At 72.3% G+C, this 22,662-nt stretch carries 18 protein-coding genes; 9 read left to right on the plus strand and 9 right to left on the minus strand.

Going from position 1 to position 22,662, the window contains the following annotated elements:
- Positions 1-64 precede the first annotated feature (64 nt).
- Genes I5071_RS21835 through I5071_RS21850 form a run of 4 tightly spaced genes read left to right on the plus strand, consistent with a single transcriptional unit; the run spans position 65 to position 4,699 of the window.
- Complete coding sequence (locus I5071_RS21835; RefSeq protein ID WP_236607445.1) at positions 65-1,549, plus strand: TolC family protein; 1,485 nt, start codon at positions 65-67, stop codon at positions 1,547-1,549.
- Positions 1,546-2,766: an efflux RND transporter periplasmic adaptor subunit gene (locus I5071_RS21840; protein WP_236607446.1), complete on the plus strand. Its 1,221-nt coding sequence runs from the start codon at positions 1,546-1,548 to the stop codon at positions 2,764-2,766. Before I5071_RS21835 ends, I5071_RS21840 begins: the two co-directional genes overlap by 4 nt.
- A complete protein-coding gene (locus tag I5071_RS21845; protein ID WP_236607447.1) occupies positions 2,763-3,497 on the plus strand; it encodes an ABC transporter ATP-binding protein in 735 nt (244 codons plus the stop codon). Before I5071_RS21840 ends, I5071_RS21845 begins: the two co-directional genes overlap by 4 nt.
- Positions 3,494-4,699, plus strand: coding sequence for an ABC transporter permease (locus I5071_RS21850; protein ID WP_236607448.1), 1,206 nt, complete (start codon positions 3,494-3,496; stop codon positions 4,697-4,699). Before I5071_RS21845 ends, I5071_RS21850 begins: the two co-directional genes overlap by 4 nt.
- Before the next feature lie 46 nt (positions 4,700-4,745).
- Here I5071_RS21850 and hisD read toward each other — a convergent pair whose 3' ends face one another.
- A complete protein-coding gene (hisD, locus tag I5071_RS21855) occupies positions 4,746-6,011 on the minus strand; it encodes a histidinol dehydrogenase (RefSeq protein ID WP_236607449.1) in 1,266 nt (421 codons plus the stop codon).
- A gap of 21 nt (positions 6,012-6,032) precedes the next feature.
- On the opposite strand from hisD, the gene I5071_RS21860 reads away from it, so the two are divergent.
- The gene (locus I5071_RS21860; RefSeq protein ID WP_268921246.1) at positions 6,033-7,121 is read left to right on the plus strand and encodes a GTP-binding protein; all 1,089 of its coding nucleotides are present in this window, start codon (positions 6,033-6,035) and stop codon (positions 7,119-7,121) included.
- Position 7,122: 1 nt separating this feature from the next.
- Here I5071_RS21860 and I5071_RS21865 read toward each other — a convergent pair whose 3' ends face one another.
- The 3 genes from I5071_RS21865 to ychF form a co-directional block, all read right to left on the minus strand.
- Complete coding sequence (locus tag I5071_RS21865) at positions 7,123-7,644, minus strand: YceI family protein (protein ID WP_236607451.1); 522 nt, start codon at positions 7,642-7,644, stop codon at positions 7,123-7,125.
- Between the two features lie 14 nt (positions 7,645-7,658).
- Positions 7,659-8,825, minus strand: a complete 1,167-nt coding sequence (locus I5071_RS21870; RefSeq protein ID WP_236607452.1) for a hypothetical protein — start codon at positions 8,823-8,825, stop codon at positions 7,659-7,661.
- Between the two features lie 160 nt (positions 8,826-8,985).
- Positions 8,986-10,092 (minus strand): redox-regulated ATPase YchF, encoded by a 1,107-nt coding sequence (gene ychF / locus I5071_RS21875; RefSeq protein ID WP_236607453.1) that lies wholly within the window; start codon positions 10,090-10,092, stop codon positions 8,986-8,988.
- A gap of 251 nt (positions 10,093-10,343) precedes the next feature.
- Here ychF and I5071_RS21880 point away from each other — a divergent pair, with 251 nt between their 5' ends.
- The 4 genes from I5071_RS21880 (at position 10,344) to I5071_RS21895 (ending at position 14,117) form a co-directional block, all read left to right on the plus strand.
- Positions 10,344-11,033 carry a response regulator gene (locus I5071_RS21880; protein WP_236607454.1) on the plus strand — a complete coding sequence of 230 codons (690 nt, stop codon included), beginning with the start codon at positions 10,344-10,346 and terminating at the stop codon, positions 11,031-11,033.
- A 69-nt stretch (positions 11,034-11,102) separates the two neighbouring features.
- Positions 11,103-12,515, plus strand: coding sequence for a HAMP domain-containing sensor histidine kinase (locus I5071_RS21885; protein ID WP_236607455.1), 1,413 nt, complete (start codon positions 11,103-11,105; stop codon positions 12,513-12,515).
- A 307-nt stretch (positions 12,516-12,822) separates the two neighbouring features.
- The gene (locus tag I5071_RS21890) at positions 12,823-13,422 is read left to right on the plus strand and encodes a hypothetical protein (RefSeq protein ID WP_236607456.1); all 600 of its coding nucleotides are present in this window, start codon (positions 12,823-12,825) and stop codon (positions 13,420-13,422) included.
- Entirely contained in the window at positions 13,422-14,117 is a 696-nt protein-coding gene (locus tag I5071_RS21895) for a hypothetical protein (protein WP_236607457.1), read from the plus strand. Before I5071_RS21890 ends, I5071_RS21895 begins: the two co-directional genes overlap by 1 nt.
- A 105-nt stretch (positions 14,118-14,222) precedes the next feature.
- On the opposite strand, the gene I5071_RS21900 is transcribed toward I5071_RS21895, so the two are convergent.
- From I5071_RS21900 to I5071_RS21920, 5 genes are all read right to left on the minus strand, one after another.
- A complete protein-coding gene (locus tag I5071_RS21900; RefSeq protein ID WP_236607458.1) occupies positions 14,223-15,743 on the minus strand; it encodes a hypothetical protein in 1,521 nt (506 codons plus the stop codon).
- Positions 15,744-15,930: 187 nt separating this feature from the next.
- On the minus strand, positions 15,931-17,364 hold the full coding sequence (locus tag I5071_RS21905) for a hypothetical protein (protein WP_236607459.1): 1,434 nt from the start codon (positions 17,362-17,364) through the stop codon (positions 15,931-15,933).
- 29 nt (positions 17,365-17,393) lie between these two features.
- Positions 17,394-18,449, minus strand: a complete 1,056-nt coding sequence (locus I5071_RS21910; RefSeq protein ID WP_236607460.1) for a tetratricopeptide repeat protein — start codon at positions 18,447-18,449, stop codon at positions 17,394-17,396.
- Between the two features lie 256 nt (positions 18,450-18,705).
- Entirely contained in the window at positions 18,706-20,391 is a 1,686-nt protein-coding gene (locus tag I5071_RS21915) for a serine/threonine-protein kinase (protein WP_236607668.1), read from the minus strand.
- 246 nt (positions 20,392-20,637) lie between these two features.
- Positions 20,638-22,476, minus strand: a complete 1,839-nt coding sequence (locus I5071_RS21920) for a protein kinase domain-containing protein (RefSeq protein ID WP_268921247.1) — start codon at positions 22,474-22,476, stop codon at positions 20,638-20,640.
- Positions 22,477-22,662 lie beyond the last annotated feature (186 nt).

The following is a 22,662-nucleotide window of genomic DNA, read 5'->3' on the forward strand; positions in this document are numbered from 1 at the left end:
CGTCTTTGCACTTCTTGAGACGACCCGGGTACTCGGAAAGATCGCGCTCGCTAGCTTGGCGATCGTGCGCATCGCTTCGATCCTCGCTCTCCTCGGCGCGCTCGTGGTCGCGCCCTCGGCGACCTCGGCGCAGGCGATCACCGAGCGCGAGGCCGTCTCGCGCGCGCTCGACGCGAGCCCTCGATTGCGCGCCGCGCAGGCCGACCTCGCAGGCTCGCGCGCGTCGGTGCGTGCGGCGGAGGGCGCGCGGACGCCCACGCTCGCGCTCACGGCGCAGGGGCACCACACCGAAGGCATGGCCGCCGCCGCGAACGGGCTGACGCGCCAGCAGCAGGACGGCATCTCGAGCGAGGCGACGGTCGCGATGACGACCGACCTCGGCACGACGATCGAGCTCGGTGTCGCGACCGGCGTCGCGTGGCGCTCGACCAACCTCGACCCCAGCCGCACGACGATCTTCCGCATCGGGCCGACGTACTCGGGGCAGGTGACGGTCGGCGTGCGCCAGCCGCTGCTGCGCGGCGCGGGCGACGACGCGACGCTGGGCACACAGCGTCAGGCCGAAGCGTCGCGGACCGCGGCGGAGCGCACGCTCGATCAGGCGATCAGCCAGCTCGCGCTCGACGTGGTCACCGCGCACCGCGAGCTCTGGTACGCCGAGCAGTCGCTCGCGGTGAGCGACGACGCGCTCGCGCTCGCGCGCCGCCAGCACGAGGAGGCGGAGCTCCGGCTGCGCGAGCTCGGCACCGTCTCGCGCACCGAGGTGCTGCGCTACGCGTCGCAGGTCGCGAGCGCGGAGCGGGCGCGCGCGATGGCGCTGACGACGGTGGAGACGCGCGCCATCGAGCTCGGGCGGCTGCTCGGCATGGGCCCGGCCGAGGCGCGCGTGCTGCGCGCCGACGCAGCGGCGCTCGATCCCGTCGAGCCCTCGGCGCTCGCGATCCTCGCCGACGCGGCGCGCGCGAGCTCGAGCGAGCTCCTCGCGCTCGAGGCGGACATCGCCGCGGCGCGTGAGCGCGAGCGCACCGCGCGCGACGCCGATCAGCCGCGGGTCGATCTCGTCACGCAGCTCGCGGCAGGTCTGCTCTTCAACGACGAGACCCTCGGCACGCTGCAGCTCCCAGGCGATCGTCCCGCGTTCAGCGGCACGCTCGGCCTCGAGGTCGAGCTGCCGCTGGGATCGAGCCAGGCGGGGGCGGAGCGCGAGGTCGCGTCGGCGCAGCACGAGGCCGCGCTCGCGCGCTACGAGGATCGCGCGCAGGAGATCGTCGGGCGCGCGGCGTCACTGCGCGCGACGCTGGTCGCGGCGGCCGAGCGCATCGCGCTCTCGGTGGAGGCGGAGCGCGCGGCGCGCGAGCTCGCGGAGGCGGAGCGCGAGCGGCTGCGGCTCGGCACGGGCACCGCGCTCGAGGTGCTCCAGGCGCAGCAGAGCGAGCGCGACGCGACGCTCGAGCGGCTTCGCGCGCAGGCGGACTACGCGGAGGCGGAGGCGGAGCTCGCGCACATCACGGGCGCGCTCGCCGGCCGCTACGCAGGAGGAGTGTCGTGACGAAGAAGAGGACGCGCGCGCTCGCGTGGGGCGCGCTCGTGGCGGTAGCGCTGATCGTCGCGGCGGGGCTCGCGATGACGATGCAGCGCGCGGACGCCGACGCGCCGAGGCCGACGGTGCGCGCCGAGCGCGGCGATCTCGTCGAGGTCGCGTCGGTGTCGGGCACGATCGAGCCGCACGCGCAGGTCGACGTGCACTCGCGGCTCGCCGGCGAGGTCGTCGAGGTCGCGGTCGAAGAAGGGCAGTCGGTCGAGCAAGGCGACGTGCTCTTCCGGCTCGACCCCAGCGACGCGCAGCGCGCCCTCCGGACGGCGGAGAGCGAGGTCGTGCGGGCGCGCGCGGCGCTGGCCGAGGCGAGCGCGCAGGTCGCGAGCGCACAGGCGAGCGCGCGCGATGCGCAGGAGGACGCGCGGGTCGGAGAGCGTGGCGTCGAGCTCGGCCTCACCGCGCCCGACGCCGCGCGGCAGAGCGCGCACGATCGCGACGTCGCGGCGACCCAGGTGGCGCTGCGGCGCGCGCAGGTCTCGAGCGCGCGCGCGCAGCTCGCGGCGGCGGAGCTCGCCGTGGAGGAGGCGCGCCGCAACGTCGAGCGCACCGACATCCGCGCGCCGTTCGCGGGCACGGTGCTCTCGGTCGGCGTCGAGCGCGGCTCGATCGTGAGCTCGCCGATGGGCAACGTGAGCGGCGGCACGACGCTCGTGACGATCGCCGATCTGCGCGACCTGCGGGTGATCGGTCAGCTCGACGAGGCGCAGATCGGGCGGGTGCAGGTCGGTCAGGAGGTGACGTTCCGCGTCGACGCGTACGCCGATCGGACGTTCGCGGGCCGTGTGCATCGGGTGAGCCCGCTCGGCGTGGTCGACACCAACGTCGTGGTGTTCGACGTCGAGATCGTCGTGACCGATCCCGACGTCGCGCTGCTGCGCTCGGGGATGAGCGCCGACGTCGAGATCGTGACGGCGCGGCAGGAAGGCGCGCTCCTGGTGCCGCTCACCGCGATCCGCAGCCGCGGCGCGGTGCGCGAGGTCGAGCTCGCCGGCGGCTCGCGTCGCGCCGTGCGCACCGGAGCGACCGACGGGGACCACATCGTCGTCGTCGAGGGCCTCGAGGAGGGCGACGAGATCGTCGCCGACTCGCGCTCGGCGCGCGCCTCGAGCGAAGCGCCGGCGCAGCGCTCGGGCCTGCTGCCCGGACCGCCGCGAGGAGGGCGCCGATGACGCGCGTGCTCGAGGTCGACGGGCTCTCGAAGATCTATCACCCCGACACGCCCGAGCTCTCCGTGCGCGCAGTCGATCGCGTCTCGTTCGCGGTCGAGGCCGGCGAGTCGCTCGCGATCATCGGTCCCTCGGGCTGCGGAAAATCGACGCTGCTGCAGCTGCTGGGCTGCCTCGATCGCCCGACCGCGGGTCGCTACCTGCTCGGAGGCCGAGACGTGGCGGGGCTCGGCGACGACGAGCTCGCGCACGTGCGCAACGTGCACGTCGGTTTCGTGTTCCAGAGCTTCCACCTGCTGCCGCGCCTGAGCGCGGTGGAGAACGTCGAGCTGCCCCTGCTCTATCGCGCGACCGGCGAGGACACGCGCGCGCTCGCGCTCGAGGCGCTCGCGCGCGTGGGCCTGGCGCAGCGCGCGCGGCACCTGCCGAGCGAGCTCTCGGGCGGTCAGCGACAGCGCGTCGCGATCGCGCGCGCGCTGGTGACCCGGCCCTCGATGTTGCTCTGCGACGAGCCGACCGGTGCGCTCGACAGCCGCACCGGCGAGGAGGTGCTCGCGCTGCTCTCGCAGCTCCACGAGGAGGGCGCGACCATCGTGATGGTCACCCACGATCTCTCGGTCGCGCGCGCGATGCAGCGCGCGATGTGGATGAAGGACGGGCACATCGAGGACGACGGGCCCTCGGAGCGCGTCGTCGCCGCGTTCGCGGCGGCGCACGCGAGGGAGGCGTCGTGAGGCTCCGCGAGGTCGCGCGCAGCGCGATGCGCTCGCTGCGCGCGAACGGGATGCGCACCGCGCTGACCGCGCTCGGCACGATCATCGGCGTCGCGTCGGTGATCGTCGTGCTCGCCGTGGGCGAGGGCGCGAGCGCGGACGTCTCGAGCCGCATCCGCGCGCTGGGCACGAACCTGCTGACGATCCGCCCCGGCGCGGGCGGGTTCGGGCCGGTGCGCAGCGGGTCGGTCGAGACGCTCACGCTCGGCGATGCCGCCGCGATCGCGCGCGTGCCCGGCGTGGCCGCGGTCGCGCCCGAGGTGAGCGGCTCGGCGCAGCTCCGGTACCGCAGCGCGAACACGAGCTCGCAGGTGATCGGCGTGACCGACACGTACCTCGGGATCCGCTCGCTCGAGGTCGCGACCGGGCTCTCCTTCGACGCCCTCGACGACCGCGAGCGCCGGCGCGTGGTGATCCTCGGCGCGAACGTCGCGGACGAGCTCTTCGGCACGGCGAGCGCGCTGGGCGAGCGCGTGCAGATCCGCGGGATCGCGTTCCGCGTGATCGGAGTGCTCGAGCGCAAGGGCGACGCCGGCTTCCTGTCGCCCGACGACATGGTCCTCGTGCCGCTGGCGACGCACCAGGGTGTGCTCTTCGGTCAGGACCACCTCTCCACGATCAGCGTGCAGATCGAGGACGAGGGCGAGAGCGACGCGGTGCAGGCGAGCATCGAGGAGCTCGTGCGGCTGCGCCACCGGCTGCGGCCCGATCAGGAGGACGACTTCTCGGTGCGCTCGCAGACCGAGATGCTGCAGACGATGGGCGCGGTGACCGGCACGCTGACGGCGCTGCTGGGCGCGGTCGCGCTGGTGTCGCTGATCGTCGGCGGCATCGGGATCATGAACATCATGCTGGCGTCGGTGCGCGAGCGGACGCGCGAGATCGGCGTGCGCATGGCGGTCGGTGCGCGGCGGCGCGACATCCTCCTGCAGTTCCTCGCGGAGGCGGTCGTGGTCTCGGCCGCGGGAGGCCTGGTCGGGCTGGCGCTCGGATGCGCGGGCGCGACTGCGATCGCGCGCTTCGGCGGATGGTCGACGGTGGTGCCGGCCTATGGCGTCGTGCTCGCCCTCGGCGTGTCGCTCGCGGTGGGCGTGGTGTTCGGCGTGGGCCCTGCGCGCAGCGCGGCGCGCCTCGATCCCGTCGAGGCCCTCCGCACCGACTGAGCGCAGCTCCCAGATCCGCTCACCCGCGAGCACTCCAACTGGATGCTCAGCGCCGCGCGGCAACGGCGCGCGCGTGCGCCTCGAGCCCCTCGAGGCGTGCGAGCTCCTCGAGCAGATCGGCCTGGGCCCGGATCGCCTCGCGCGAGTAGGCGATGAGCGAGGTGCGCACCACGAAGTCCCACACGCCCAGCGGCGACGCGAACCGCGCGGCCCCGCCGGTCGGCAGCACGTGGCTCGGGCCCGCGGCGTAGTCGCCCGCCGCCTCCGGCGTGTGATCCCCGAGGAACGCCGCGCCCGCTGCGCCGATCGACTCGAGCAGCGCCTCCGGCGCGCGCACCTGCAGGCTAAGGTGCTCCGCCGCCAGCGAGTCCGCGACGCGCGCCGCCTCCGCGAGATCGCCGGCCACGAACGCCCAGCCGTGCTCGCGGATCGACACCTCGGCGACCTCGCGCCGCGGCAGCAGCGCGAGCTGTCGCTCGACCTCCTGCGAGATCGCGCGCGCCTGCGCCTCCGAGAGCGTCACGAGCAGCGCGTACGCGTCCTCGTCGTGCTCGGCCTGCGAGAGCAGATCCGCGGCGACGACCTTCGGGTCCGCCTGATCGTCCGCGACCACCAGGATCTCGCTCGGGCCCGCGATCGAGTCGATGTCGACCACGCCGAACACCAGGCGCTTCGCGCACGCGACGTAGATGTTCCCGGGACCGACGATCTTGTCGACGCGCCCCACGCTCTCGGTGCCGTACGCGAGCGCGCCGATCGCCTGCGCGCCGCCGCAGTCGACGACCTCGGTGACGCCCGCGATCTCCGCCGCCGCGAGGATCTCCGGCGTGGGCCGCGGCGTCGCGAGCACGATGCGCGGCACGCCCGCGACCGCCGCGGGGATCGCCGCCATCAGCACGCTCGACGGGTAGCGCGCCTTGCCGCCCGGCGCGTACACGCCCGCGGCCTTCACCGGACGCACCCGCAGCCCGAGCGAGACGCCGCCCTCTTCGTAGCGGAAGCCGGGCTCGCGCTGGTGCTCGTGGTACTTCCGGATGCGCGCGGCCGCCTCCTCGAGGCGCGCGCGGATCGCGGGATCGAGCGCGCGCGCCCCGGCGACGATCGCGTCGCGATCGAGCACGATGCGATCGAGCGTGCGCTTGTCGAAGCGCTCCGTGTACTCGTGGATCGCAGCGTCGCCGCGCTCGCGCACCGCGCGCAGGATCGCGCGCACCTCGGGCTCGACCCGCTCGAGATCAGCGTCGCCGCGCCTCGACAGCGACGCGAGCGCCGCGTCGTACTCCTTCGTCCCGCGCGCGTGGATCGTCAGCATGCGGCGCGAGATCTAGTGGCAATGACGCAGCGTGTCGATCGGACGTACCCTCGCGCGATGCACGTCCAGGTGGTCGGGGGATTCCTCGGCGCGGGCAAGACGACGCTGGTGCGCGCCGCCGCACGCACCCTCGCCGCGCGAGGCGAGCGCGTCGCGGTGATCACGAACGACCAAGGGCACTCGCTGGTCGACACCTCGCTGTGCCGGCGCGACGTCGCGATGGTCGAGGAGATCGCAGGAGGGTGCTTCTGCTGTCGCTTCCCCCAGCTCGAGGCGGCGCTCGATGCCGCGGAGCGCGCGGGCGCCAGCGTGGTCCTCGCCGAGGCGGTCGGGAGCTGCACCGATCTCGTCGCCACCGTGCTCGCGCCGCTCGACGCACGACGGCGCGGGCGCGTGCGGATCGCGCCGCTCGCGGTGGTGGTCGATCCGTTCCGGCTCGCCGAGGTCGCGCTCGACGATGCCGAGGACGACGTCGCGTACCTCTATCGCAAGCAGATCGAAGAAGCCGACATCGTGCTCGCGAGCCGCGCCGATCTCGCAGGGCCCGACGTGCGCGCGCGCATCACGGCGATGCGCCCGGGCGCGACGATCCTCGCGGTGTCGGGCACCACCGGCGCGGGGATCGACGCATGGCTCGCGGCGCGACCGAGCGAGCCCTCGGCGCCGCTCGACATCGACTACGAGCGCTACGCCGCGGCCGAGGCGCGGCTCGGTTGGTACGACGCGCGCGTCGAGGTGGCGGGCGCGGCCCACGATCCCGCGGTGTTCCTCGCGCGCTTCTTCACGGCGATCGCGGACGCGCCGATCGCGCACGTGAAGATGACGAGCGAGAGCGGCGCGCACGCCGCGCTGGTCGCGCGAGGGCGCGAGCCGCGGATCACGGTCGCGCGCGCAGCGGTGGAGCGCTCGGAGTGGCTGCTCAACGCGCGCGTCGCGCTCGCGCCCGACGTGCTCGAGCCGATGCTGCGCGCGGCGATCACGAGCGCGGCGAGCCCGGCGCGCGCCGAGCTGCGCGATCTGGCGTGCTTCCAGCCCGGGCGTCCGGTGCCGACGCATCGGCTCGCGCTCCGCGTGCTCCACGACGCCGCGAGCTGCGCGCCGATCGGGTAGCTCAGGCGGGCGCGGACACCCGCACGCGCACGTCGGGCTGGATGCGCAGCGTGCCCATCATCGCGCTGTACGGCGTGATGCCGAAGTCCGGCTGGTGCAGCGTCGCGGTCGCGACCCACTTGCCGCCTTCCTTCGCCACGCGCACCTGCACGTCGCGCTTGCGCCCGTGGAGCTCGAGCGCGCCGCGGATCACGAAGCCCTCGCCCTGCGGCTCGATCGCGCTCGACGTGAACACGACCTCGGCGTGGCGCTTGGTCTCGAGCACCTCGCCCTGGATGTTCGACTCGATCTTCTTCTTGTCGCGATCCGAGAGCGCGCCGGGGTTCGGCGTGCCTTCCTTCATCGCGTGCAGCACGCGCAGGCTCGTCGCCTCGAAGCGCGCCTCGACGCGTGTGCGCGCGTCGTCCCATTCGACGTGGAAGCGATCGACGGCGATCTCGAGGTCGTGCGCGATGGCCGAGAGCAGGCCTTCCTTGAAGGTGTAGACCCGGCACCCGGCGTCGTTCTGCGTGAAGCGCGGCATCGGCGCACCATGTTCTAGCCGCCCTCGCCTCCGCAAGCGGTGATCGGCGGCTCGGGCGCGACGAGGCCCGCGAGCCAGCAGCGCTCGCACGCGATCGACGCGGGATCGCGGAAGCCCGTCCAGCGCGCCATCGCCTCGATCGACGCGTCGCCGATCGGACGGAACGCGACGCGGCCGCGCGCGAAGCGAGCGCGCACGTCGATGCTCTCGGGCCGGCGCCCCACCTCGCGGCACCACACCCGAGCGCGCGAGCGGGTGAGCAGGCTCCAGCCGTCGAGGCCCGACGTGCGCCACCACCGCAGGTGCAGCGTCGTGCCCTCCCACGCGACACCGCCGCGCGCCCACGCGCGATCGAGCTCGACCACCAGCGCGACCCCGCCGCGCGACGGCACGAACCCGAACGTCGCGACGCGCACCGACTCGCGCGACGTGTCGGCGAGCACCTCCGCGCTGCACGCGCCGAGCGCGCGGCACCCGACCGCGACGATCTGCGCCGAGCGCGCGCCCTGCGCGAGGACGAGGCTCCACGTGGTGCCGCCCGCGACGCGCACCGAGCGCAGCGTCGTGACCCGTCGCGCCTCGCCGCTCACCACGCGCGCCGCAGCGCGCTCGGCGGGCGCATCGCTGCGCGACGAACGATCGAGCGTGGGCAGCGCGGGCTCGCTGCCGAGCCAGTGCGACGCCACGAGATCGTCGACGAGATCCGCGCTGGGCTCGAGCGACCACGCGCGCCGCAGCGCGCCCGCGGCCTCGGCATGGACACGCGGATCACGCGAGCCCCGCGCGAGGATCGCGCGACCGAGGAGGGCCTCGCAGCGAGCCCGCGCGTGACGTCCCGTGGAGCTCGTGGTCGTCGCGATCGCGCGCAGCGCCTGTCGCGCCAGCATCTCGGCCTCGGCGACGTGCCCGCGCCACAGCGCATCGGAGCCCTGGGCGCAGAGCTCGTGGAGCGCGCCCGCATCGGGAGGCTCGACCGGCGGCGGCGCAGTCTCGACGGGGCGCGGCGCAGCGCGCGCAGTGGGTGGCGCGATCGTGGCGGCAGGACGCGCCGGCACGCGCTCGGTGACACCACGCGAAGCAGGCGCCGTCTGCGCGTGACCAGATCGCGGCGCGAGCATCGTCGCGAGGATTGCGACGACCACCATCCCCGCAGCCCCGAGCGCGCCACCGCCCCGCGCCATGCGACCCCCGTAGAGGAGATCGCATAGGCACCGCGCCCACGAGACCCAGGGGGCGCACCGCTGCGGTTCGCATCCGGCCCCAGCCGGGCGCCGAAGGCGCGCGCTGCCGAATCGCGAGCGAACGAGCCGCGGCGAAGCGCGGATCGTCGCGCCTCCCGGCTCACACGTTGAAGCGGAAGTGCATCACGTCGCCATCGCGGACGACGTACTCCTTCCCTTCGATCCCCATCTTGCCCGCGGCCTTCACCGCGGCCTCGGTGCCGAGGCTCACGCGATCCTCCCAGAACATCACCTCGGCGCGGATGAAGCCGCGCTCGAAGTCGCTGTGGATCTTGCCCGCCGCGCCCGGCGCCTTGGTGCCGCGCTTGATCGTCCAGGCACGCACTTCCTGCTTGCCCGCCGTGAAGTACGTGATGAGGTCGAGCATGCGGTACCCGGTGCGGATCACCGCGTTGAGCCCGGGCTCCTCGAGCCCCGCCGACGCGAGGAAGTCCGCGCGATCCTCGGGCGCGAGCTGCATGATCTCGGCCTCGATCTTCGCGCAGATCACCACGAGCGGCGCGCCCACCGAGTCCGCGTGCGTCTTCACGCGCGCGACCAGCGGATCCGCGTCGCCCGCCGCGAGCTGATCCTCCTTCACGTTGCACACGTAGAAGATCGGCTTGCGGGTGATCAGCGCGAGGTCGCGCACGATGTTCTGCTTGTCCTCGTCGTCGCCGGGGTCGTAGAGGCGCGACGGCTTGCCCTGATCGAGCAGCTTCTCGAGCGCCTCGGTGACCTCGATCGCCTTCTTCTCGATCGCGCTGCCGCCCTTGCTCTGGCGGCGCGCGCGGTCGAGCCGCTTCTGCACGGTGTCGAGATCCTTGAGCGCGAGCTCGGTCTCGATCGTCTCGATGTCCGCGAGGGGATCGACGCGGTTGTCGACGTGCAGGACGTTCTCGTCCTCGAACGCCCGCACCACGTGCACGATCGCGTCGCACTCGCGGATGTTCGCGAGGAACGCGTTGCCCTTGCCCTCGCCCTTGCTCGCGCCGCGCACGAGGCCCGCGATGTCGACGAACTCGACCGTCGCCGGCACCGTCTTCTCCGGCTGCACGATCTTCACGAGCGCGTCGAAGCGCGGATCGGGAACGGGCACGATGCCGACGTTCGGCTCGATCGTACAGAACGCGTAGTTCGCGGCCTCCGCCTGCTTCGACGAGAGCGCGTTGAAGAGCGTCGACTTGCCGACGTTGGGCAGACCGACGATCCCGACCGACAGCGCCATGGGACCTCCGAGGGGGGCCGACACGTAGCGCGGCCCTCGGAGGTCTGCAAAGCCCCTGGAATTCTGGCTCGTATTGCCGCCCCGGACGCTCGTTCCGGGATCGATCGGGCGGCAGCACGAGAGAGCGCGGAGCGAAGATCCGCCCGAAAGACTAGGTAGGTCCCGTTGTCACCGACGGGCGAATCCCTTTCGCTCCGGCCACGTGGTCGTCACATGGCTGCTACGCTCCTCCGTCAGTGTCGGCACCCGGAATGCGCGAGCGGATTCTCCTGGTCGACGACGAAGCGGACATCGTCGAGCTGCTCGAGTACAACCTCCGCCAGAGTGGGTACACCGTCGTCACCGCGCGTGACGGCAACACCGCGCTCGCCGAGATCCGGCGCCAACGGCCCGATCTCATCCTGCTCGACCTCAACCTGCCCGACGTGGCCGGCACCGAGGTCTGCCGCAGGCTGCGACGCGACGCGGGCACGTCGTCGATCCCGATCATGATGATCACCGCGCGCGGCGAGGAGATCGATCGGGTGGTCGGCTTCGAGCTCGGCGCCGACGACTACATCGTGAAGCCGTTCAGCCCGCGCGAGCTGGTGCTTCGCATCGGCGCGGTGCTCCGGCGCGCGGCGACGCCGACCGCGGCGACGCCGACCGAGCGCATCCTGATCGGCCTGCTCGAGATCGACGTCCCGCAGCATCGCGTGATCGTCGAGGCCGAGGAGATCCCGCTCACCGCGCTCGAATTCAAGCTGCTCTACGATCTCGCGAGCCGCCCCGGTCGCGTGCAGACGCGCGACGCGCTGCTCGAGCGGGTGTGGGGCTACGCGCCCGGGATCGAGACGCGCACCGTCGACACCCACGTGAAGCGGCTGCGCGAGAAGCTCGGTGCGGCGCGCGACTACATCGAGACGGTGCGCGGCGTCGGCTATCGTCTCCGCGCAGACTGATCCCTCTCGACCCCCGCTTGCGAGCTCCAACGCGCGCCCGGTGTGCGCGCGATCCACGAGCGAACGACCGTGCTCCACAGCATCCGTGCACGCCTCCTGATCGCGACGGTCGCCGGCGCCGTGCTCGTGGTCGGTGCGAGCTGGGCGTACGCGGAGAACGTCGCCCTCGATGCCGCCACGCGGAGCGCGATGCGCGACGTGCTGATCTTCGCGAGCGTGCTCGCGGCGATCACGGCGGTGGTCCTCGCGGAGGTGATCGCGCGCCGCTTCGTGACACCGATCGCCGAGCTGCGTCACGCGTCCGACGCACTCGCGCGCGGTGACTTCTCGGTGCGTGTGCGCTCGCGGCGGGACGACGAGATCGGCGGGATCGGACGCGCGATCGATCGCATGGCCGATCAGCTGGCGGATCGCCTCGAGGCGGTGCGCGCCGAGGAGTCGCGGCTGCGCGTGATGCTCGACGCGATGGACGAGGCGGTGCTCGTGACCGATCCCGACGGGCTCGTCGTGCTCAGCAACGCTGCGTTCGTCGGGCTCTCGGGCGGCGCGGGGCTCGGGCGCGCGTGCGTCGAGGCGATCCGGAGCGCGGAGCTGCACGAGGCGGTGTCGAAGGCGCTGCGCGGCGAGCGCCACAAGGCGGTGTTCCGCCTCGACGTGAAGATCATCTCGGCGCACGTCGCGCCGCTGCCGGAGAACGCGGGCGCGATCGTGGTGATGCGCGACGTGACCGAGGTCCGGCGGCTCGACGCCGTGCGCCGCGACTTCGTCGCGAACGCGAGCCACGAGCTGCGCACGCCGCTCACCGCGATCCGCGGGTTCGCCGAGACGCTGCGCGACGGAGCGCTCGACGAGCCCCGCATCGCCAAGCGCTTCGTGGGCAACATCGTCGAGAACGCGATCCGCCTGCAGCGCATCGTCGACGATCTGCTCGAGCTCTCGCGCTCCGAGTCACCCGACGCGCGCTTCGAGCTCGAGCCCATCGATCCGCTCGCGATCGCGAGCAAGGTGCTCTCCTCGCTGGAGCAGAAGGCGAGCGACAAGGGCGTGCAGCTCGGCATCGAGGCGACCCACGACGCCGTGCCGGTGCGCGGCGACGAGCGCGCGCTCGATCAGGTGCTGCTCAACCTCGTCGACAACGGCATCAAGTACACGCCCTCGGGCGGGCGCGTGGTGGTGCGCTTCCGGAAGGAGGCCGACACCGCGCGCGTCGAGGTCGTCGACACCGGGCCGGGCATCGCGGCGTCGCACCTGTCGCGCATCTTCGAGCGCTTCTATCGCGTCGATCAGGGTCGCTCGCGCGAGCAGGGCGGCACCGGGCTCGGCCTCGCGATCGTGAAGCACCTGACGCAGCGCATGGGCGGTGAGGTCTCGGTCGAGAGCCGGCTCGGGCACGGCACGACGTTCTCGGTGCGCCTCGCGCGCGCCGAGCTCGGGCGCGACTCGAGCACGTCGGGCGAAGAGTCGGTCGCGCTCGACGCGTGACATCGGGCCGAAACATCGAGCGCGCTTCGTTGACCCGCGATCGCGGCGGCGAATAGGATCACGTGATGATGCGCACGCACGCCGTGCTGGGCCTCGCGGTCGCGCTCTCGATGCTGATGTCCGCGAGCGCGTCCGCGCAGGAAGGAGCGGCTCCACCCCGCGAGCCGACCGACGCGGAGATCGCCGAGGCACGACACAGCTTCGAGGTCGCGCGTCCACCGCGTTCGAGCAGGGCGACTACGAGACCGCGGCGTCGGAGTTCCGCGCGGCGTACGCGCTGCTCGGTCACCCCGATCTGCTCTTCAACGTGTATCTCGCGGAGGAGCGCGCGGGGCGGCCACGCGAGGCGCTCGAGGCGCTCGAGCAGTACGTGGCGCGCGCGACGATCTCCGACGAGCAGCGCGCGCTGTTGGAGCAGCGCCTCGCGCGACTGCGCGAGCGCGTCGCGCGCATGGAGGCGGGCACGCAGCCGCCGATCGACTACGAGCGCGAGAGCGCGGGCGACGTGCCGATCGCGCTCGATGCGCCGGCCACGAGCACACCGCGGACGGCTCCGCCCGAGCCGGTCGTGACCGGCCCGCCGACCGCGGCGATCGCGATGCTGGTCACCGGCGGCGTCCTGCTCGTCGCGTTCGGCGGGCTCGCGATCGCGTCGGAGCTCGAGGACCAGTCGCTCGCGTCGAGCTGCGGGCGCGATGCGGGTCGATGGTGCAGCGCCGATCGCGTCTCGACGCTCGAGGCGCTCAACGTGGCGGCGGACGCGAGCTGGATCGCGGCGGCGGTCGTGGGCGCGCTGGGGATCACGTTCCTCTTCGCGCTCCCGCCCGAGCGCAGCACACCGCAGATCGCGCTCGCGCCGTGGATGTCTCCCGAGGGCGCCGGGATCACCGCAGGAGCGCGCTTCTGATGCGCTGGCAGCTCTCGCTCCTCTCGATCGTGCTCGGCGGATGCAGCGTGGTGAACGCGACGAGCGATCACCGTGATCCGATCCCGTCGAGCGAGTTCTGCTCGGTGTTCGCCGAGGTGGCGTGCCGAGGCCTGGTGGAGTGCTGCCCGAGCGCGGCCGGGGTGGACTTCGAGGCCTGTCTCGGCCCCGCCGCGGCACAGTGCGCGCAGGACTTCGGCACGCTCGCGGCCGATCCCCGCACCGGCTACGACGCCGACGCGGCGGCCCGGGTCGCAGCCGAGGGGAACGCGCTGGTCGACACCTGCTCGCTCGCGCTGAGCGACTGGATCCTGCAGCGCACCGGCTTCCAGTCGGTGCTCGCCGGGACGGTGCCCGGTGGCGAACGCTGCGACGCACCGACCATCGACGACGTCGCGCCGATCTTCTCGTGCGAGCGCGACGATCAGAGCTGCGTGTACGACGGCACGGCGTGGGAGTGCTCGGCGCGGCGCGCGCAGGGCGAGCGCTGTCTGCTCACCTGGGACTGCCAGGACGGCCTGTACTGCGCGGGTGTGTTCGGCACCGGCACGTGCGAGCCGCGCCAAGCGGACGGCTCGCTGTGCGTGAACGACGAAGCGTGCTCATCCCTGGTGTGCCGCACCGGACGCTGCGTGCCGCGGACCGTCGAGGACGTGTACTGCGGCATGGACGAGTGACCCTCAGAAGCCTGCCGAAAGATCGGCTCGCCCGCGGGTCCCTACCGTCCGCGCGCTTCGCGCGCTCCCATCCGGGACCTGCGGGACGAGCACTCCGGCAAGGACTCAGCTCGCGGGAAACGCCGTCCAGCCTGCGGTCCAGTCGTCGCCGTCCGGCGCGAACGCGCCCACGTAGTCGGCGCTCGTGTCGAAGAACGCAGGGCGCGTCTCGCCGTCGTTCTCGGACGGCGAGACCGCGTGGCTCGCGCCCACGGGCGCGCCCGCGGTCGGAGCCCAGTCGGGTGTCGCGGTGTCGAAGGGAGCAGCCAGCATCGGATCGGCCGACTGGATCGCGCGCTCCGCAGCCGTGAAGAACGACTGCTCGTCGATCATGTCGGCGCCGCCACCGCCCGCCGGGAACAGCGTCGCAGCGCCGCCCTGCGCGACGATGGAGTGCGAGATCACGAATGTCGCCGGCGTCGCCTGGAGGTTCGCCGACGCGGCGTCACCGACGATGTCGATCACACCGCCGCCGAAGCCGAGCACGATCGCATTCGCGATCGTGCCGGTGTGATTGCCACGCAGGAACAGACCGACCTGACCGTTGGGAGAACCACCCACGTTCGTGCCGATCAGCGTGATGTTGAAGATCCGAGGAGCCGCCGCGCGCGCGCCGTCCGCGGCCTCGATTCCGTCCGACTCCGCGTTGGTGCCCGGATGCTGCTGTCCCACGAGGAACTGCACGCGTCCCCGGAACGCATAGTCGTAGTCGAAGAGCTCGTCTGCCGCGCCGGTGATCACCACGTGCGAGATGTCGGGCTCGCCACCGAACACCTCGATCCCGTCGTCGTCGGACAGGTGCGATTGGACGTGATCGAGGCGCGTTCCGTGACCGCACGAATAGAGCTGGATCCCGTTCGTCTCGTTCCCACTGCCACCGCGATTGAAGCTCGCGAACTCGACTCGCACGTAGCGCAGCGTGCCGCACTCCCACGACGGATCGGGCTCGGCGCCGATCGGCCCGTCCTCGAGATACCCCGCGAGATCCGCTTCGGAGATCGACGACGTCGAGAGCGGGAATCCCTCCGGGTTCCGGCTCGGCGCGGCCCGCCCGATGAGCGTGATTCCACCCCAGTCACCGGGGCGGCGCGCGCCCTCGTCGCGCGCCGAGGTGAACACGATCGGATCCTCGGCCGTGCCCTCGGCCTCGAGCCGGCCGTTGCGCGTGACGAGCAGCACACCGAGCCCGGTCGCACCACGGATCACGGTGCCCGGCTCGATCGTGAGGACGCGCGGTGCGCCGGGATCGGGGGAGTGCACCGCGACGATCCCGTTCAGTGAATAGACGTGGTCGCACGTCCACGTGTGATCGCTCGCGAGCACACCTTCGGCGACGTCGATGACGGTACGCGCTGCGAGCGGCGGACATCGCGAGGAGCCACCGTCGGTGGCCGCGTCGACGGCGGAGTCGCTCGCGTCCGTCGCGCCGGAGTCAGCGGGGCCTCCGTCGAGACCGGCATCGTCGCCTCCGTCCGCGACCTGTGAGCCCGAGTCCCGGCCCGCGTCGGAGCCCGTCGCGTCGTCGTCGTCGCCGCACGCCGCGAGCGAGCACATCGCGACGACGAGAAGAGCACATCGATGGTGCATGAGACCTCCGAGCGCGAGCGTTGCTCGCGCGCCTCGCCGCGCCGCGTCATCCCGGCAACAACGCCGGAAAATCCGATCCGCGGCGATTCGAAGAGTGTCGAAAATCGGCTCGCCCACCGGTCCCTAACGTCCGCGCGCTTCGCGCGCTCCCGTCCGGGCCCCGCGGGACGAGCACTCCGGCAAGGACTCAGTCCGCCGGATAGCGCGTCCACCCGAGCGTCCAGTCGAGCGCGTCGCGCGCGCCCGGCGTCTCGCCGACCGGAGGAATCGCACCGCGATAGTCCGCCTCGACGTAATCCGACGCCCACTCCGAAGGTCCGTCGTCGAACGGCTCGTCGGCAATCACCGCGAGACCTGCGGTGAAGTCCGGCTCCGTGCCCGGCAGCGCATAGGCATTCCTCATCAGCGCTGCGCCCGGGAATCGATTTCCCGCCGTCGCCATGCGGAAATAAGCACTCTCGTCCATTCCCTCGTCGCCGTCCTCGTCGGCGCCGGGGAATTGTCCGCGGGTCGTGCTCGCCGGTGCGTCGACGAACACCGAGTCACGGATTCCGAACATCGGCACACGCGCCGCGGTCTCGGCGTCGAGCACGTTCGCCCAATATCCCTCGAATCCCTGGACGAGCGACGTGTGGACGGACCCGAGAGATCCGTATTGCAGCGCGACGCCGACCTCGGTGCCGTTCGCGCCGCCGTCCGGCCCGGTGCCGCGCGCGCCGACGAGCGTGACATTGTAGAGCGTCGGATTCGCCTCCGGCTCTCCCGCGGGCGGCACCGGCTGACCCTCGCGGCGACTGCCCTTCAGCGCGGCCGTCGCGTCGGGGAACGTCTGCACGATCGCGAACTGGATGAAGCCCGTGTATCCAGCGCCCCACTCGATCCCATCGAATCGCGGCGCGGTGATCACGAGGTGGCTCGCCGCGAACCGACCTCCGACGAGGCCCAGTCCGTCCGACGAGCGGTGCACCTGCACGTGGTCGACGCGCGTGCGCGTCCCGCACCCCGCGAGCGTGAGGCCTGCTGCGGGTTGGTCGACGACGTTGCCCGCAGCGTCGGAGTCGCCCGCGAACTCGACGCGCACGTAGCGCAGCGAGCCGCAGTCGTGATCTGCGACGTTGCCGCCGAACGCGCCGCGCGCATCGCCGGCGTCGAGCGTGTCGGGCACGCGGGACGTGGTGCTGTTGAGGCCGGTGGGCGCGGCGCCCAGCAGGACGATTCCGCGCCACTGCCCGGGCGCCGCCGGCTCGGTGCTCGGGCCGAACACGATCGGCGCTGCGCGCGTGCCCTCCGCGACCAGACGCGCGCCCTTCGCGACGAGCAACATCGCGCCATCGGCCGCGCGCACCCGCGTGCCGGGCTCGACCGTGAGCGTGCCGCCGGTGACGAGCACGTCTCCATCGAGGATCCAGTCGTGCGCGCAGTCCCACGTCGTGTCCGAGGAGATCGTGGTCGCGGCGGCGATGCGCTCCTCGGGGCGCTCCGCCGGGCATCCCGCGCCCGAGTCCGCGACGCCGGTGTCCGGGACCTGCTGGGTGGCATCCACACTGCCACCGTCGCGACGATCGTCGCCCGGTGCGAGTCGGATGCACGACGCGACGAAGAGAATCGTCGTGACGGACACCCACGCTCGTCCGATTCGCGCCGGCGACCTCACAGCGACACTCCGCACGCGACTCCGATCTCGCCGGGCCCGGCCCCGCAGCCGAACATCGGCGCGGGCGCCTCCGCGACGGGCTCGGCTCCTTCGATCAGCGGCGCCTCGTCGGCGCGCGAGCTGCCCGACGGCGCGACCGCGAACGTCACGATCGCGGCGACGAGGAGCGCCCCGCCGATGCCGTAGAGGACGAACGAGATCGTCTCGTTCGTGCGTGCGCTGTCGTCGAGCCCCGGACACGTCTCCGCGCGGGTCGCGAGCTCGGGCGCAGCGCCGAGGCACGCGTCGGAGCTCCACTCGCCGGCGAGGCGATGCGCTTCGCTCGTCGAGACTCCGCCACCGACCGCGAGCCCGATCGCACCCGCCGCGAGCGCGGCGCCTGCCACGTAGAAGGGTGTCGGGTCGACGGCGGGCGCGAGGGCGCGCGACGCGTCGTCGCCGCCGGGCACGACCGCGACCTCGATCGGCGCGAGCTCGGCGCGCTCGGGGCTCTCGTCGCTCCCGCGCCGGTACACGCGATTGCCGAGCTCGTCGAGCATCGCGACCGAATATTCGACCGAGCGCGCCGTCGTGAGCTCCGGAATCGGAATCGTGATCACGTCGCTCGGCGCGCGAGCGACCTCGCGCCAGCTCCCGCCCTCGCTGCGCACGCGCACGCGATAACGCGACACCATGCGCGCAGGGTCGGCGGCGCGCGCGACGAGCGACGACGTCTCCTCGTCGAGCTCGACCTGCACGCCGAGGCGATCGGTCGTGCCGGTCCAGAACCCGCGCGCCTCGAGGTAGGGGCTGCGGATCTCCGCTGGAAGGTCGGTGTCGAGCCGCACGTCGGGCGTGATCGCGAGCAGGCGAGTGAACGCATCGCGCGCGGCGTCGGCGTCACCCAGCGCCGCGCTCGCGAGACCGATCACGCGCTGCAGCGCGGCGACGTCGTCGGGCTCGGACGTGCCCTGCTCCAGCGCGTCTCGCGCGATGCGCCGTGCTCGCTCGTGCTCGCCGCGCCGCCGCGCCGTCTCCGCGGTGCGCGCGACCTCCTGCGACTGCGCGCTCACGACCGCTGGGAGCGCGCCGATCGCGACGAGAGCGCAAATGCAGAGCGGGAGTCGAAGCACGCGCCGACTCTAGCCCAAACGAACCTGGTGGCGACTCCGATCGTGTCGGCGTCGACTGCGCGTCACGAGGAGCACACGAATCGGTCACGCAGTCGTCGGCGCTCTGGACGACGCCAATCACGCGCACCGCGCATTCGCGCACTGCTCGTGGTGCGCGGGGTCGTCTGCTGCGCTCGATTCTTCACGAGACGGACGCTCATTCGAGCGCGATCCGTCGCGAGGTGGGCTGTCCGGCCTCGACCGTGACTCGATAGGTCGTCTCGATTCCGCGCTCGGGATTGCGGAGTGTGAGCGTGTGTGTCCCCGCGGGGAGCTCGACGTTCTCGAGCGGCGTGATGCCCAGCCGTCGTCCACCGAGGAACACGATCGCCCACGGCGTGGTGTCGAGCGAGAGTTGGCCCGTCGCGACCTGGCTCGGCGGCGAGGGCGCGGGCGCGAGCTCGGCCGTCGTGGCCACCGGCGGCGGCGCGGGCGCAGCAGCACGCACGCCCGTCGCGGGCCGGCGCACCGGCGACCGCGCGCCGCCGCGGCGCGAATCGATCGAGGGCGCCTGCGGTAGCTCGTCTCGCGCCGCCGCCGGGCTCGTCACCTCGGGGCGCGGCTCGATCGGCGCGCTGGGCTCGGGCCCCACGGGCGCGCTGCCTGCGACCGGGGCCGGCGCCGCGGCAGGCTCGGGCGAGACGGTCGTCTCGGCCGTCGTCTCACCGCCGATCGCGAAGGGCACCACGACCGCGAGCAACACTCCGATCACGACCGCGCCCGCGATCGCGACGAGCTTCCAGCGCGCGTCCGGTGCGCGCTCCGCGCGCGTCACGTCGAGGACCGGCGGTGCCTTGACCACCTTCGCCGAGGTCGTGACCGGCGTGCCCTCGCGCGGCAGCGGCCCCGGCGCGCCGATCCGGAGCTCGCCGCTCACCGCGTCGACCTGTGCGAGGCAGACTCGCAGCGACTCCTTCTGGGCCTCGATCGTGTCGGAGAAGACGGTCCGCATCAGCGCGGCGAGCGTCGTTCGAGAGCTCGCGCGCGACTGCGTCGCGAGCCAGTCGTCGAGGTCCTGCTTGAATTCGGCGGCCGTCGCGTATCGCCGATCGGGATTTCGCTGCAGCGACTTGTCGACGATGCGTGCGAGCTCGTCGGGCACGCCCGTGACGACGTCACCCAAGCGGGGAATCTCGTCGTTCAGCGTGGCGTGCAGGATCGCGACGTCCGAGGCTCCGCGGAACAAGCGCCGTCCTGCCAGGCACTCCCAGAGCGTGATTCCCATGCTCCAGAGATCCGCGCGCCGGTCGACGACCTCTCCGCGGGCCTGCTCGGGCGCGATGTACGCGAACTTCCCCTTGATCAGACCGGTGCGGGTGTTCGACTCCTGCGTCACCGCCTTCGCGATCCCGAAGTCCAGCAGCTTCACTTGGCCGTCGTACGTGACGAAGAGGTTGTGGGGAGAGACGTCGCGATGGACGATCTGGAGCGGAGTCCCGTCGTAATCGCGCGCCTCGTGTGCGTAGTGGAGGCCATCGAGCGCGTCGGAGACGACACGCGCCGCAATCGGTGGAGGGATCACCCCGTGATCATCGCGAGTGCGTTTGATCACTCGATTGAGCGGTTGTCCGTCGAGGTACTCCATCGCGAGGAAATGGTGTCCTCGATGACTGCCCACCTTGTTCGTCTGGACGACGTTCGGGTGGTGCAGTCGTGCGGCCAGCTTCGCCTCGTCGAGGAACATCTCGACGATCTGCGGCTCGTCCTTCATGTGCGCGTGCAGGCGCTTGATCACGAGCAGCTTGCGGAAGCCGTTCGGACCCTGCGAGAGCGCGAGAAAAACCTCGGCCATCCCGCCGTGACCGAGCTTTCCGACGAGCACGTACTCGTCGAATCGCTCCATCGCCACGGGCGAGAGATGCAACGTCGCGCTCGACGTGACGCTGGTGGGGACCGTCCCGGTCGCGACGGTCCCAGTGGCGTCCGCGCGCGCCTCGGCTTTCGTGCTCGTACGCACTCGCCGCGAGTATTCGGCCAACTCGGTCGAGCGCAATCGAGGATCGGAGTCGTTCGCCGATTCTTCACGATGGAATCTCGATGAGCGTGCGAGTGCGACATCGGTCATCGCGCACGTCGCGCGACGACGATGTCACTTGTTCTCCACACGCGCGGCACCGGGCTCGAGGCGACCGACCAGGAGCGCACGCTCGAGCCCGCGATAGCGCTCGTGGACGCCGGGCGCGATGCGCGTCGCGCCCACCAGCTTCGCGAGCGGCGCGGCCGCGACCTCGTCGGTGAGCGACGCGCGCACCGCGCGCGCGACATCGTCGGGCAGGAGCGCCGACGCGCAGAGCGTGTCTCCGGGGATCGGCGCGCTGACGTCGATCACGGTCACACCGTGCTCGTCGGACCAGGGTCGCCGCACGATCTCGCCGTCGGCGCCCACCGTGCAGAACGCGGCGCCGACGTCGGCCGCGCCGGACGCGAGCGCGTCGAGGACGGCCTCGTAGGAGCCCACGAACCCCTGCGATCGCAGCGCGAGGTCGGGATCGACGCCGCGCTCGCACAGGAGCGCGCGCGGCACGAGGTATCCAGCCGCCGACCAGTTGTCGACCCACACCGCTCGACGACCCGCGACGTCCTCGTACGACGAGACCACGCCGCGACGGCCGAGCAGCGCGGACGCGTACTGCGCGCGACCGTCTCGCTCGACCGAGACCAACATCCGCACCGCGCCGAGGCGCGCCGCGCGCACGTACGCGACGGGCGGCAACCACGCGAGATCCACGTCGCCCTCGCCCACCGCGTCGACGAGCTCGGCGTAGCTGCGGAAGCGGTCGATCTCACACCCTCGATCGAGCGCGGATCGGAACGCGTCGCGAAGCTGCACGGAGTCGAGGTCGCGCGCGTCGTTCACGATTCCGATGCGCAGCGCGCGCACCGACTCTGCGCTGACGAGCGAGCTCTCGTCGATCGTCACGCGCTGGACGCTCGGGACGCTGACGCGGTTCAGCTCGACGACCGTCGGGTCGGGATCGTCGTCGTCGTCGAGCTCGTCGAGCGGGTGATAGCCGGCGGGCGGAGGGACCGTGCGCGCCTCGTCGGCCTCGGTGATCGACGCGAGCATCGTCGCGAGCTCGCGCATCGTGGGCCGCAGCGCGGGATCGACCGAGAGCGCGGCGCGGATCGGCGTCGCGAACGCGTCGTGCACACCCACGAGCAGGCGCGGGCTCGTCGCGTCGAGCTTGGAGATCTCCCGGAGGAGCAGATGCAGCTGGGTCGACTCGTAGGGGACGCGCCCGGTGAGCGCCTCGTGGAGACACACGCCGATCGACCACACGTCGGCGGGAGGTCCGACCTCGTCGTCGACGATCTGCTCGGGGGCCATGTAGTGCGGCGTGCCCAGCAGCGTTCCGTCCAGCGTGATGCGGGTGTACGGGTGGTCGTCGATCCGCTTGGCGATGCCGAAGTCGACGAGCTTGGGGACGAGCAGGCCGCGCGGGTCGCGCGCGAGCACGATGTTCGAGGGCTTCACGTCGCGGTGCACGATCCCGAGCTCGTGCGCCGACGCGAGCGCGTCGATCACGGGCAGGAAGATGGTGAGCAGCTCGTGCGTGGAGAGCCGCCCGACGCGATCGAGCCGCTCGTGCAGATCCTCGCCCTCGAGCAGCTCCTGCACGAGGAAGAGCGAGCCGTCCTCGGCGGCGCCCATGTCGAGGACGTCGACCACGTTCGGGTGGGAGAGACGCGACGCGGTGCGTGCCTCTTCGAAGAGCCTCCGCTGCACCGTGCGTGGCAGTCCGGGGTGCATCAGCTTCAACGCGACGCGCCGGTGCGTCCACGTGTTGATCGCCTCGTGCACCACACCCATCCCGCCTCGTCCGATCTCGCGCAGGAGCTCGTATTTCTGCGCGATGGGCGAGGATCGATGAGCCGTGGGGGGCGCGTGATCGGACTCCGCGACTCCACGTGGAACTGCGGCGCTCATGCTCGATCAATAAGCGGCATCCACTCCCGCTCCACAAGCCACGGGACGGTCATAGGCCGCGACATCACGACGAATTGGCCCTGGTGAAAAGGTGACGACACCGGTCCGAAACCGAGCGAGGCCGACATGACGCGAGCGGGGTCGCACGTAGAGGTGAATCGGAGGCGCTTCGGGATGCGATCGGCT

The sequence above is a fragment of the Sandaracinus amylolyticus genome (assembly GCF_021631985.1).
GTDB lineage: Bacteria > Myxococcota_A > Polyangia > Polyangiales > Sandaracinaceae > Sandaracinus > Sandaracinus amylolyticus_A.